This is a genomic window from Actinoplanes sp. CA-015351 (genome assembly GCF_050955685.1).
GTDB lineage: Bacteria > Actinomycetota > Actinomycetes > Mycobacteriales > Micromonosporaceae > Actinoplanes.
In genome coordinates this window covers 5,415,886-5,428,791 of the sequence record NZ_CP192102.1, presented here as the reverse complement: position 1 = coordinate 5,428,791, position 12,906 = coordinate 5,415,886, and the positions used below count along the sequence as shown (strand labels likewise).

General features: G+C 69.3%; 11 protein-coding genes and 1 pseudogene. 8 read left to right on the top strand and 4 right to left on the bottom strand.

Features of this window, described 5'->3' with window-relative positions:
* Nucleotides 1–2 precede the first annotated feature (2 nt).
* Nucleotides 3–998: an aldo/keto reductase gene (locus ACQP2E_RS24900; protein WP_111647852.1), complete on the bottom strand. Its 996-nt coding sequence runs from the start codon at nucleotides 996–998 to the stop codon at nucleotides 3–5.
* Nucleotides 999–1,112: 114 nt separating this feature from the next.
* On the opposite strand from ACQP2E_RS24900, the gene ACQP2E_RS24895 reads away from it, so the two are divergent.
* From ACQP2E_RS24895 to ACQP2E_RS24865, 7 genes and pseudogenes are all read left to right on the top strand, one after another.
* A complete protein-coding gene (locus ACQP2E_RS24895; RefSeq protein WP_433834040.1) occupies nucleotides 1,113–2,159 on the top strand; it encodes an LLM class F420-dependent oxidoreductase in 1,047 nt (348 codons plus the stop codon).
* Entirely contained in the window at nucleotides 2,159–2,836 is a 678-nt protein-coding gene (locus tag ACQP2E_RS24890; protein WP_433825350.1) for a histidine phosphatase family protein, read from the top strand. Before ACQP2E_RS24895 ends, ACQP2E_RS24890 begins: the two co-directional genes overlap by 1 nt.
* 109 nt (nucleotides 2,837–2,945) lie before the next feature.
* Complete coding sequence (locus ACQP2E_RS24885; protein ID WP_433825349.1) at nucleotides 2,946–3,557, top strand: DUF3090 domain-containing protein; 612 nt, start codon at nucleotides 2,946–2,948, stop codon at nucleotides 3,555–3,557.
* Nucleotides 3,554–4,369 (top strand): SCO1664 family protein, encoded by an 816-nt coding sequence (locus ACQP2E_RS24880; RefSeq protein WP_433825348.1) that lies wholly within the window; start codon nucleotides 3,554–3,556, stop codon nucleotides 4,367–4,369. The genes ACQP2E_RS24885 and ACQP2E_RS24880 overlap by 4 nt, the downstream gene beginning before the upstream one ends.
* A 591-nt stretch (nucleotides 4,370–4,960) precedes the next feature.
* A pseudogene (locus ACQP2E_RS24875) lies at nucleotides 4,961–6,194 on the top strand (IS3 family transposase).
* A gap of 401 nt (nucleotides 6,195–6,595) precedes the next feature.
* On the top strand, nucleotides 6,596–7,840 hold the full coding sequence (gene mshC / locus ACQP2E_RS24870) for a cysteine--1-D-myo-inosityl 2-amino-2-deoxy-alpha-D-glucopyranoside ligase (RefSeq protein WP_433825347.1): 1,245 nt from the start codon (nucleotides 6,596–6,598) through the stop codon (nucleotides 7,838–7,840).
* Nucleotides 7,841–8,077: 237 nt separating this feature from the next.
* Nucleotides 8,078–8,479, top strand: coding sequence for a hypothetical protein (locus tag ACQP2E_RS24865; protein WP_433825346.1), 402 nt, complete (start codon nucleotides 8,078–8,080; stop codon nucleotides 8,477–8,479).
* 69 nt (nucleotides 8,480–8,548) lie between these two features.
* On the opposite strand, the gene ACQP2E_RS24860 is transcribed toward ACQP2E_RS24865, so the two are convergent.
* Entirely contained in the window at nucleotides 8,549–9,238 is a 690-nt protein-coding gene (locus ACQP2E_RS24860) for a response regulator transcription factor (protein WP_433825345.1), read from the bottom strand.
* Nucleotides 9,220–10,410 carry a sensor histidine kinase gene (locus ACQP2E_RS24855; RefSeq protein ID WP_433825344.1) on the bottom strand — a complete coding sequence of 397 codons (1,191 nt, stop codon included), beginning with the start codon at nucleotides 10,408–10,410 and terminating at the stop codon, nucleotides 9,220–9,222. The genes ACQP2E_RS24860 and ACQP2E_RS24855 overlap by 19 nt, the downstream gene beginning before the upstream one ends.
* 109 nt (nucleotides 10,411–10,519) lie before the next feature.
* Here ACQP2E_RS24855 and ACQP2E_RS24850 point away from each other — a divergent pair, with 109 nt between their 5' ends.
* Entirely contained in the window at nucleotides 10,520–11,827 is a 1,308-nt protein-coding gene (locus ACQP2E_RS24850) for an alpha/beta fold hydrolase (protein ID WP_433825343.1), read from the top strand.
* On the opposite strand, the gene ACQP2E_RS24845 is transcribed toward ACQP2E_RS24850, so the two are convergent.
* Nucleotides 11,814–12,605 carry a GntR family transcriptional regulator gene (locus tag ACQP2E_RS24845; protein ID WP_433825342.1) on the bottom strand — a complete coding sequence of 264 codons (792 nt, stop codon included), beginning with the start codon at nucleotides 12,603–12,605 and terminating at the stop codon, nucleotides 11,814–11,816. The genes ACQP2E_RS24850 and ACQP2E_RS24845 overlap by 14 nt on opposite strands.
* Nucleotides 12,606–12,906: the final 301 nt, after the last annotated feature.

Sequence of the window (12,906 nt, the reverse complement as noted above, 5' to 3'; positions counted from 1 at the left end):
GGTCACTCGTCGGCGTGCGGGTAGCCGGTGCCCTCACGCTCCGGGTAACCGACGTCGATGGCCGAGACGTCGTCCAGCGCCATCGCGATCTCGGCCGGCAGGATCAGCTGCTCGCTGCGGAGTGCGCCCTGCAGCTGCCCCGCGGTCCGGGCGCCGAGGATGGCCGACGCCACACCGGGCCGGTCCCGGATCCAGGCGAGCGCCACTTCCAGCGGCGAGACGCCGAGGCCACCGGCCGCTATCACCACCGCCTGCACGATGCTGGAGCTGCGGGGTTCCAGGTACGTCTGCACGAACGGCGCCATGTGCTCGGAGGCGGCCCGCGAGTCGAGCGGGCGGCCGTTGCGGTACTTGCCGGTGAGTACACCCCGGCCCAGCGGCGACCAGGCCAGGACGCCGAAGCCGAGCGCCGACGCGGCCGGCAGCAGCTCGCGCTCGATGCCGCGCTCCAGCAGTGAGTACTCCATCTGGGCGGCCACGATCGGCGCGCGCCCCGGGTACGCCGACTGCCAGGTCGCCGCCCGCGCGGTCTGCCAGGCCGCGAAGTTGGAAACGCCGACGTACCGCACCTTGCCACTGGTCACGGCGTGGTCCAGGGCGGCCAGGGTCTCCTCGAACGGGGTGTGGTTGTCGTACCCGTGTATCTGCCACAGGTCGACGTAGTCGGTGCCGAGGCGCCGCAGCGACGCGTCGAGCGAGCGCAGCAGGTTGCCCCGGGAGGCGTCGCGCGGACGGTAACCGCGCGGGGTGAGACCGGCCTTCGTGGCGATCACCACCTCGTCGCGGGGGACGAGATGGTCGAGCAGCGAGCCGATCACCGACTCGGCGTCGCCGTCGCCGTACACGTCGGCGGTGTCGATCAGGGTGCCGCCGGTTTCCAGGAAGATCTTCAACTGGGCGGCCGCGTCATCGGGGTCGGTGTCCCGTCCCCAGGTCATGGTGCCGAGCGCGAGCCGCGAAACCGCTAGCCCGCTTCGGCCGAGCGGTCGCTGGTGCATGAGTGAACCTTATTCAGACCTGGTCTTGTGCGGAATGCTCAAGTACCCGCGCGGCGCGTCGGTTACCGGACGGAAATATGCTTTGCGGTGACGACCATGATCTCGGGAGGGCACGTGCGGCTCGGACTCAGCCTCGGCTATCAGACGGCGTGGAGCACGCCCGCCGATCATCTCGCGATGGCGCAGGAGGCGGACCGGCTCGGTTACGCCGTGGTGTGGGCGGCCGAGGCGTACGGCTCGGACACCGTCAGCATGCTCGCCTGGATGGCCGGGCAGACGCAGCGCATCGATCTGGGCGCTGCCGTCATGCAGATCCCGGCGCGCACGCCGGCCATGACCGCGATGACCGCCGCCACCATCGACACCCTCTCCGGCGGGCGGTTCCGGCTCGGACTCGGCGTCTCCGGTCCACAGGTGTCCGAGGGGTGGCACGGTGTCCGGTTCGCGAAGCCGCTCGCGCGTACCCGGGAATATGTGGACATCGTGAAGATGGCGCTCGCCCGGGAGCGGGTCGCCTACGACGGCGCTCACTACACGCTTCCGCTGCCGGACGGCGCCGGCAAGGCGATCAAGCTGGGGTTCCACCCGCTGCGGTCGGACATCCCGATCTATCTGGCCGCGGTCGGGCCGAAGAACCTGGAGCTCGCCGGGGAGATCGCGGACGGCTGGCTGGCGATCTTCTTCGCCCCGGACGCGGTCTCCGATTATGTCGGACATATCGCGCAGGGTCGCGCTAAAGCCGGTCTTGATATGGACGGATTCGATATCGCGCCCACTGTCCCGGTGGTGCTCGGCGACGATCTGAGCGCCTGCGCGGACGTGATCCGCTGGTACGCCGCCCTCTACATCGGTGGCATGGGCAGCCGGGAGCAGAACTTCTACAACCAGCTCGCGGTCCGGATGGGCTACCAGAAGGAAGCGAAGCTGGTCCAGGACCTCTACCTGAGCAAGCAGGTCGCCGAGGCCGCCGCCGCCGTGCCGCAGGAGTTCATCGAGCGCACCTCGATGCTCGGCACCAAGACCCAGATCAAAAAACGCCTTCAGGAGTACGCGGCCGCGGGCGTCGGCACCCTCTCGATCAGCCCCTACGTCGGCGACCGCGAGTCGGGCATCGAGACGCTGCGCGTGGTCGCCGAGGCCTTCGCGGAGTCGGGTCTCTGATGGCGACCGTCCTGCTGCTCCGGCACGGCCGGACCACCGCGAACGCGTCCGGCGGGCTCGCCGGCCGGCAGCCCGTCGAACTCGACGACACCGGCCGTGACCAGGCCGCCCGGGTCGGCGAACGGTTGCGGAAACTGCCGCTGGCCGCCGTGGTCAGCAGTCCGCTGATCCGCTGCCGGCAGACCCTGTCGATCGCGTTGCCTTCCTTGGAGCCGGCGATCGAGGACGGGCTGATCGAGTGCGGATACGGCGACTGGGAAGGGCAGCCTCTCAAGGAGCTGTCCAAGGACCCGCTCTGGCCGGTCGTCCAGCAGCACCCGAGCGCCGTCGTCTTCCCGAACGGCGAGGCGATGGCGGACATGTCCGCGCGGGCGATCAAGGCGATCCGGGACTGGGACGCCCGGATCACCGCCGAGCACGGCCCGGAGGCGGTCTGGGTGGCGTGCAGCCACGGCGATGTGATCAAGGCCATCGCCGCCGACGCGCTCGGCCTGCATCTGGACCAGTTCCAGCGGATCGTGGCCGATCCGGCGTCCATCACCGCGATCCGGTACACCCCGACTCGCCCGTTTGTGGTGCGCCTCAACGAGACCGGTGACCTGGCGTCCGTGGTACCCCCTCGCCAGACGGACAGTGACGCGGCGGTGGGTGGGGGATCCGGTGGCGGCGGGGTCTGACAACACTCCGTGACCGATGGTTAGTCGCAGGGTAGGGGTCGTTGCGCCCTCGGCGAACCCGCGATGGTGACCCGCGCGGTTACCGGCACGGATGGCTAGGGTTGTCGGTATGACCCACCAAGTACATGCCTTCGAGCCGCCGGAGCGGTTCGTCGCCGGGACGGTGGGCGAGCCGGGGGACCGTACTTTCTTTCTCCAGGCCCGCGGCGGCGGCCGGGTGGTCAGCGTGGCGCTGGAGAAAGTTCAGGTGTCGCTGCTCGCCGAGAAACTCGAGGAGCTGCTCCTCGAGGCGAACAAGCGTTTCGGCGTGAGCCTGCCGGACGGCATCCTGCCGCCCTCGCACGACAACGAGCCGCTCGACACCCCGGTCGACGAGGAGTTCCGCGTCGGGACGCTGGGCCTGGCCTTCGATGTCGACACCGGCACCGTCGTGATCGAGGCGATCGAGGCCGGTGAGCCGGATGCCGATCTCTCCGGCAACCCGCTCGACGAGGACGACGACGATGACGAAGAGGTCGAGGTCGACGTCGAGGACGACGAGGACGAGCCCGACGACGACCTGGACCGGCTGCGCGTGCGGCTCACCCCGGAAGCGACCCGGGCGTTCATCGACCGCGCCCGCCGCGTGGTCGCCGCCGGGCGGCCGCCGTGCCCGCTGTGCGGCCAGCCGCTCGACCCGGCCGGCCACCTCTGCCCCCGGCACAACGGTTACCACCGGTGACCGCGGAGCCCACGGCGGTGCTGGCCGAGGTGGACGCCCTCGAACTGCTCGGCCGCGGGTCGATCGAGATCGAGGGGCGCCTCGTGGACGCCTCCAACACCACGCTGCGTGCCGAGATCTCGCTGGGCAACCTGACCCGCCGCTGCGTCTACAAGCCGGTTCGCGGTGAGCGCCCGCTCTGGGACTTCCCGGACGGCACGCTGGCCGGCCGTGAGGTCTCGGCGTACCTGGTGTCCCGGGCCACCGGCTGGGACCTGGTCCCGCCGACGATCCTGCGCGACGGCCCGCTCGGCCCCGGCGCCCTGCAACTCTGGATCGACGAGCCGGAGGACGTCGACGGCCTGATCGGCTTCGTCCCGGCGTACGACGTCCCGGACGGCTGGTTCCCGGTGGCGGCGGCCCGCGACGACGACGGTGACGCGTACGCCCTGGCCCACGCCGACGACCCCCGGCTGGCCCGGCTGGCCATCTTCGACGCCGTCATCAACAACGCCGACCGCAAGGGCGGCCACGTGCTGTACCCGGCCACCGGCGGCGTGCACGGCGTCGACCACGGCGTCAGCTTCCACGTGGAGAACAAACTCCGCACGGTCCTCTGGGGCTGGACGGGCAAACCCCTGCCGGACGACGGGGTGGCCGTGCTCAAGCACCTGCTGACCGACCTGACCGGCCCGCTGGGCGAAGCCCTGGACGAACACCTCACGATCTCCGAGGTGCAGCACGTGACGCTGCGCATCAAGCGCCTGTTGCGAGCCTGCAAATTCCCCCAGCCACCCCAGGAGTGGCCCGCGATCCCGTGGCCACCTATCTAGCTACTGGTCCCCGGCCCAGCATCGGCGCCCAGCACTTAACCGACCAGGCGCCGTCATTCACATAGCGGTCCCTGTCGCCGTCGTGCTACCCAGGGCCGTCGTGATCCCCAACCCTATCGCCATTGCCGTCGCTTTGTGCTCGCCGTCGCTTCGTGCTCGCCGTCGCTTCGTGCTCGCCGTCGTTTCGTGTTTGCCTGCGGTGAGGTGACCTGTGATCGCTGGGAGTTGGCAAGTAGGCACGTTGGCATCGGATTAAGGCTGATTTATCCGGCGCAACGGGCAGGCTCGGCCGGTCACGTGCGACGTCCGCCAGCCGTAGCAGGGCCCCACGGTCCACGACCCACGGCCGGGGCCCAGCGTGCCGGCTGAGGGCTCAGCATGTCGACTCAGGCCTCAGCGTGTTGATTTAGGGCGCGATCCGCACCCAGTGCCGACACGCACGCCAGGAAACGGCTGCTGTGTGTTGACTTCGGGTTCGAAGCGCGCCCGAATTCAACACGCGGTGGGGCTGCATCGCGGGGAACGCTGTCTGTGTGTTGTGTCCCGCCCCGGGTTTGATGGAGACATCCAAACCTGGGAGAGAATCTCGCTATGGTGGCACCGAAGAAGTACCCCGATGAGCTGCGTGAGCGTGCGACCCGGTTGGCGATCGAGGCCCGCCGAGACCCGGCATCCAGCGTCGGGGCGATTCGGCGGATCGCCGGCCAGCTCGGTGTTCATCCGGAGGCGTTGCGGGTGTGGGTGCGGCAGGCCGAGACCGATGCCGGCGTGCGGTCGGGCACGACGTCCAGCGACGCGGAACGCCTCGCGGTGCTGGAACGGGAGAATCGTGAGTTGCGGCGGGCGAATCAGATCTTGAAGTCCGCGGCGTCTTTCTTCGCGGCGGAGCTGGACCGTCCGTCGCGATGAAGGTCGCCTTCGTCGACTCCCAGCACGAGGAACAGGTGTCCAGCCGGTCCTGCAGGCGCTCGAAGACACGCCGGCACAGATCGCATCGTCGACCTACTACGCCGCCAAGTCCCGCCCCGCCTCGGCCCGTTCCCGGCGTGACGAGGAACTGACCGCGGTGATCGAGCAGATCCACGCGGAGAACTACGGCGTCTACGGGGCCCGCAAGATCTGGCACGAGCTGCGCCGTCGCGGCGTCGAGGTGGCCCGGTGCACGGTCGAACGGCTGATGCGCGAGTCCGGGCTACGGGGACTGCTGCGCGACAAATCGCCCCGCACGACCCGCCCCGCAGCCGAAGCCGACCGGCCTCGTGACTTGGTCAAACGCGACTTCACCGCGGCCGGCCCCAACCAGCTGTGGGTCGCCGACCTGACCTACGTGCGCACCAGCGTGGGCTGGGTATACGCCGCGTTCGTCCTCGACGTGTACTCCCGGCTGATCGTCGGCTGGCAGGTTGCGACCAGCCTCTACACCGATCTCGCCCTGGACGCGTTGACAATGGCGACCTGGCGCCGCGAAAGCCAGGGCGCTGAACTGCACAAACTCGTCCACCACTCCGACCGCGGCGTCCAATATCGAGCGATCCGCTACACCCAGCGGCTCTCCGAGGCCGGCGCAGTCGCCTCGGTCGGGTCGAAGGGCGACTCCTACGACAACGCGATGGCCGAGGCGTTCAACTCCCTGTTCAAGGCCGAACTGGTCCGCAACAAAGGTCCGTGGCGTGGGCTCGACGACCTGGAGATGGCCACCGTCGAGTACATCGACTGGTACAACAACCGCAGACTGCACGGCGAAATCGGACACGTCCCACCCGCCGAATACGAGGCCCTACACGCGATGACCCGCCCGGTCACCGCAGCCCTGAAAACCAGCTAACCAACTCTCCATCAAACTCGGGGCTTGACAGTCTGTGTGTTGACTTTGGGTTCGAAGCGCGCCCGAAGTCAACACGCGGTGGGGCTGCGTCGCGGGGAACGCTGTCTGTGTGTTGACTTCGGGTTCGAATTGCGCCCGAAGTCAACACGCATCGGGGCTGCGGAAGTCAACACGCATCGGGGCTGCGGAAATCAGCAACGCATCGGGGCTGCGGAGGGCGTTTGGGGGGTCCGGGGCCGGCGGCGGGGGCGCCGGCGGGAGGGGCGTCAGGGGCGGACGAGGCGGGGGCGGGCTGGTGCGGTTGGGGAGCCCGTCGGGCGTACCCAAGTTTGGCTCTCGGTGTTGGAGGTTTAGGTCACGTGGGTGGGGACTCGTGGTCATGGGCTGGTTAGGCTCCGGGGATGGATGCTTGGACCGGTCATGACGTGCCCCGCCTGCCGGAGACTCCGGGGCTTTCGCCGCTGCGGCTCTATGACACGGCGCGTGGCTCGGTGGAGCCGAGCACGCCCGCCGGGACCGCGACCATGTATGTCTGCGGTATCACGCCCTATGACGCCACGCACCTGGGGCACGCGGCGACGATGATCGCGTTCGACCTGGTCAACCGGATGTGGCGGGACGCCGGGCGGGACGTCAACTACGTGCAGAACGTCACCGACATCGATGATCCGCTGCTGGAGCGGGCCGCGCGCGACGGTGAGGACTGGATTGTTCTCGCGATGCGGGAGACGGCGCTGTTCCGGGAGGACATGGAGGCGCTGCGGATCATTCCGCCGGCGCACTACGTGGGCGCTGTCGAGTCGATTCCGCGCATCGTCGGGCACGTGGTCGAGCTGGTCGGCAAAGGCGCGGCATATCGGCTCGAGGACGGGACCGGCGACGTCTACTTCGACATCAGCGCCGCGCCGGACTGGGGTTACGAATCGCATCTGTCCCGTGCCGACATGCTCGTCCTCTCCGCTGAGCGCGGTGGCGACCCGGAGCGGGAGGGCAAGCGTGACCCGCTCGACCCGCTGCTGTGGCGCGGCGCCCGGGACGGCGAGCCGGTCTGGGACGGCGGTGATCTCGGCCCGGGACGTCCCGGCTGGCACATCGAATGCGCCACGATCGCGCTCGGGCTGCTCGGTGACACCATCGACGTGCAGGGCGGCGGCAGTGACCTGGTCTATCCGCACCACGAATGTTCGGCCGCGCACGCCGAGGTGCTGACCGGCGCGCAGCCGTTCGCCAGGCATTACGCGCACGCCGGCATGATCGGCCTCGAGGGCGAGAAGATGTCGAAGTCCAAGGGGAACCTGGTCTTCGTGTCCCGGTTGCGCGGCGACGGCGTCGACCCGATGGCGGTACGGCTGGGGCTGCTCACCGGGCATTACCGCACCGACCGGGAATGGACCGATGAGGTGCTCAAGGCCGGCCTGCAGCGCCTGGCCCGCTGGCGGGAAGCGGCGGCCGCTCCGGCCGGGCCGTCCGGCGCCGGGCTGCTCGGCGCGGTCCGGGAGGCTCTCGCCGACGATCTCAACGCTCCGGCCGCGCTCGCCGTGGTCGACGCGTGGGTGGAGGCGGCCCTCTCGGGTGTCGGCGACGACGACGAGGCGCCCGCGCTGATGGCCCGGACTGTCGACGCATTGCTCGGCGTCCGTTTGTAGACGACATTTCGTCATTGGCCCCCGTTCGCGGGGGCCTTTCGTCTTTTCCGGCCCGGTCGTGCCTTTATCGGAGTGACGGATGGAGACCCCCGAACGGACCCTAGACGCGCCTGACCAGCGGTGTAGGAAAAATCGGGAAAAAATGCACCATTGTTCTTTTATGAGCGAAAATCCGCGCGTTATCGTCCGGGAGGCGACAGACTGAGTCCGGTCAAAACAACTCCGAAAGGAAAAATCATGCGTCGTACGGCTCTGTTCCTCGGGGGTCTCTTCCTGGCCACCGGCGCGAGCCTCGCGCTGGCCGGCCCGGCTCAGGCTCACGACGGCAACTGCAAGAAGGACCGCGGCAACGCGGCTTCCGTCCTGAGCACGAACGGCGACCGTGGTTACGCCGCAGCCGCCGCGTCGCTCCGCGACGGGGACCACCCCGACGTGATCATCATCGACAACGACCGGTACTACCCGGGTCGTTACTACGGTGGTTACAACTCCAGCTACTGGCTCGGACTGGGCTTCGACTTCCACGTCGGTGGCGGCAGCAGCTACTACCCGGGCTACGGTTACGGTGGCTGGGGCTTCGGCTTCGGCATCGGCGGCGGGTTCGGTGGCGGCGGCGGTTACTACAACGCTGCTGTCTGATCCAGCCAACACAGCTACTGTCAGGCCCGGGATGCCGCCGCGTCCCGGGTCTGCCGCGTTTCCAGCCCTCTAGATCAGCTCCGCGTCGTGCACCAGCAGGGCGATCTGCACCCGGTTGTTCAGGTCGAGCTTGGTCAGCAGGCGTGAGACGTGGCCTTTCGCCGTCGGCACGCCCATGCCCAGCTCGGCGGCGATCTCCGCGTTGGACCGGCCGTGGCCGACCAGCAGTGCCACCTCGGTCTCCCGTGACGTCAGCTCGGCCAGCCGGGCTCGCGCCCGCGCCCGGCGGTTGCCGGCCGCCGGATCGGTCACGTGATCGATCAGATGACGGATCACCGTGGGCGAGAGGGTCGCGGCGCCGGCCGCGACGGTACGCACCGCCTCCAGGATCTCCCGGGGCGGCGTGTCCTTGAGCAGGAAACCGCTGGCCCCGCCGCGCAGCGCCTCCAGAACGTACTCGTCGACGTCGAATGTGGTCAGCATGATCACCTGAGGCGCGTTCGCCCGGCTGCGGATCCGGCGGGTCGCGACCAGTCCGTCGACCCGGGGCATCCGGATGTCCATCAGGATCACGTCGGGCCAGTGCGCGGCGGCCGCCGTCACCGCCTGCGCGCCGTCGCCGGCCTCGGCCACCACCTCGATGTCGCCGGAACCGCCGACGAGAATTCGCAGACCGGCCCGGACCAGGGGATCGTCGTCGACGAGCAGCAGCCGGATCGGTGCGCTCAACCCTGGCGCGGTCAGCTCTGGTGCGGCCATGGCAGCTCCGCCTCCAGCCGGAACTCGTCGTGGTGGGCGCCGTATCGCACGGTCCCGCCGGCGAGCGCCACCCGCTCCGTGATGCCCACCAGACCCAACCCGCCGGGAGCCGGTGTCTGGGGTGCTGGTGCTGGTGCTTGTGCTTCGTGCGTACCGGAAAGGGGATTGGTGATCGTGATGCGCAGGCCGCGACCGGCGGCACCCAGCAGGCGCACCGACGCGGCCGGGCCTGATCCGTGCTTGCGCGCGTTGGTGAGGCCTTCCTGGACGATCCGGTATGCCGTGCGGCCCAGCACCACCGGTGGCGCCTCGGGTGGGACGGCGCTGGCGAAGTCGATCATCATGCCGGCTTCCTGGACCCTCGCCACGAGATCGGGCAGGTCGTCGAGGCCGGGTTGCGGTGGCTCGGGCAGCCTGGCGCGGGTCGCGCCGACGACGGCCCGCAGCTCTTCGAGCGCCTCGTGCGCGCCGGTCCGGATCGCGCCGGCCGCGATCGACAGCTCGCTGGGCGAGACCGTCCCGCGCACTTCGAGGGCGCCCGCGTGCAGGCTGATCAGCGACATCCGGTGCGCGATCACGTCGTGCATCTCCCGGGCGATCCGGGCGCGCTCGGTGAGTTTCGCCTGCTCGGAGCGGAGTTGCTGCTCGGCCTCCAGCCGGGCCGCCTGCTCGCGCAGCGACGCGGTGAGCCGCCGGTAGGCCTGGGTGAACAGACCCCAGCCCAGCGCCGCCACGGTGACCACCGTGCGCAGCGCGAAGTCGACCCAGATGTCAAAGGCCGGCGCGCTGTGCAGCAGGAAGTAGACGCCCGCGGTGGCGACGTTCACCGCGCCGAGCGCCAGCAGGGGGAGAGGGCGCAGCCGGATCGCCGCCGTGAAGAGGGCGATCAGAATCGGACCCGTCGCCATCACCGAGATCGCGCCGAGCGGCAGCAGCGCGAGGGTCAGCCCGGCCGGATGCCGCCTGCGGACAACGAGCGCGCCGGCCGCCGCGACACCGGTCGCCACGTCGGCCTGCCACGGCAGGAACGCGCCCGGATCACCCGCGTCGCCCAGCACCACCATGACCGCGCCATAAATCAGCGCCAGCACGATCGCGATGCCGTCGGCCAGCCGGTCTCTGGCACGCGCACGCCGGTCACCGGAGTCGGGGACGAGCAGAGCGAAAAGCATGGGCGAAGCCTATTTCGCGCCGGGGGCGGCGGACAGCTACCAAAGTATTGTCTTCGGTATATCCCTTGGCCGCTGTGGACATACCCCGGTCGTCGGCATCGTTGCCGCCATGAAGTCGCTGATTCTCTTGATCCCCGCGTTCGTCTGGGGCGTGATCTCCGCCTGGTGGACGCCGCGCGGCCCTCTGACCAGCATCGAAGCGGTCGTGACGATCGCCGCCAGCTTCGCGGCCGGCATCCTTGCTGCCCGCTCACGCTGGGCGTTTCTCACCGCGCCCCTGGTGTACGCCCTAACTGTCGAACTGGTCCGGATCCGCGTCTCCGGCCCGTCGATCGACGCACCACATCCGGGTGCGTTCGGGGCGATCGCGCTGATCACCGGACGGGGCGTCCACGGGGTGCTGGCGCTGCTCCCGATGTTCCTCGGAGCGCTCCTTCCGCGGCGAGGCCGGGTGTTCGCCGCCGTGGCACTGCCGGTGCTGGTGGCGATGGCCGTCGCTGTCGCGGTTCCGGCGCGGACCGCGCCGATCGCGGGCGGTGTGGCCGAGCTGACCCGGGTGGACGGGCTGAACCTGATGATCCGGGGCGCCGACCGGGCGTTGCCGGTGCTGCTCTTCGTGCCGGGTACGCCGGGCGGCTCGGAGATGGGCGCGATGCGCAAGCATCTGTCCGGTCTGGAGCAGCGGTTCGTGGTGGCGACGATGGACCGGCGTGCTTTCCCGCCGGCGGACGTGACGGTCGGCGACGAGGTGGCCGACGTGCTGACCGTGACCGATTATCTGCGGTCCCGGTTCGGGCAGCCGAAGATCTATCTGCTGGCGTTCTCCGGCGGTTCGATTCCGGGGGCGCTCGCCGTTTCGCGGGAGCCGTCCCGATTCATCGCTTACATCGGTACGGGTCAGGCTGTCGATCTACGGGCCAGTGATCAAATCTTTTACGCCGACATCCTGGCGTGGGCACGGGCCGGCGGCCACCACGACGTGGTGGCGCAACTGGAGGCTCAGGGCGCTCCGCCGTATCAGGATTTCTGGGGCTACGAGCCCTTCTTGCTCTACGAGAACCAGGCCTACGACCAGGGCGAGCCCGGTTTCGAGCTGGGCGCGTCCGAGTACCCGCTGCTGCGGAAGGCACACACCCTGACCGCGATCATGGACACCTGGGACACGCTGTACCCGCGGATGCAGGACGTCGATCTGCGGCGGGACGTGCCGCGGATCGAGGTTCCGGCGTACTTCGTCCAGGGCGGTAAGGAGATGCGCGGGCTCTCCGAACTCTTCACACCCTGGTACGAGGCGTTGCAGGCGCCGTCGAAGCAGGTCGAGTTCTATCCCGGCGGAGGGCACCGGGCGATCTTCGAGGATCCGGAGAGGTTCGTGGCGACGATGTCCCGGATCGCCGGTGAGGTCACGCCAGCGTGAGACCGGGGTCCGGGTCGGGTTCCGGTGCCGGCGCGGGGATCCGGTACTCCTCGGTCAGCGTCGTCATCGGGCCCGGCCAGGTCGCCTGCGCCACCTCGATCGGCTTGCGGGTCTCGTCGAACGCGATGTGCAGCAGGTGGAGCACGGGGGTGTCCGGCCGGATCTGGAGGATCTCCGCCTCCTCCCGGCTGGGCTGCCGTGCGCTGATCGTGTCGGTGGCCTGCGCGTACCGGCGGCCGATCACCTCCTCGGCCTCCTGGTACAGCGGGCGGCCGAAGGCCTCGAGGCGCTCCAGCGAGGTGCCGCTCACGTCGGTCACCCGGAACCAGGAGGCGCCGAGTTCGACGGTGGCGTCGTCGGTGCGTACCACGTGCCGGCGTACCAGCATCTCGGTGCCGTCGCGCACCCCGAACGCGTCCGCGACCTCCGGCGGCGCGGGCTCCCGGCCGACCCGGACGAGCTGCTGGCGGTACCGGGCGGCCAGGTCGGCGTGGTAGCCACGGTGTGCGCCGTACCGGCCACGGGACAGGCGGTTCAGGCGGCGGCGGGTGCCACGGACATACGTACCCGATCCGGGTTTGGTGATCAGAATGCCCTCGACCCGCAGCTGATCGACGGCGCGCTGCACGGTCTGCTTGGCGACCCCGAACATCTCCGCCATCGCCGGGATCGAGGGAAGCCGCTCACCGGGCTGCCAGTCACCCCGGCGGACACGTTCCTTGAGCTGGTTGGAGATCTGCCGATGCGGAAACTCGGCCGCACCCGGATTGATCGTCATATGCCCTCCCGAGGCACCAGCAGGATTCCGGCTAGGTTCCTAGGATGCGCCAGACGGGGAGACGGTGGCGTCAGTGACACGCCGATGCCTGGAAAGACTTATCAGGTATGTAGCCCTCAAGAATTTCTCTCCGGCCGGGCGGCCGATTTTCTGCGCGAAGAATTTCACAATATGACCGGCTTTTGCTCCAAGGAGGCGCTGGTCAGGTGTCAAGCTTTTTGCGCTATCAGCTATATGGCGGCTGGCGGCCTGGTGCTTCGGCGGTCCCCATCGGATAGTCGGCAACCAGGGCGAGCCCTTC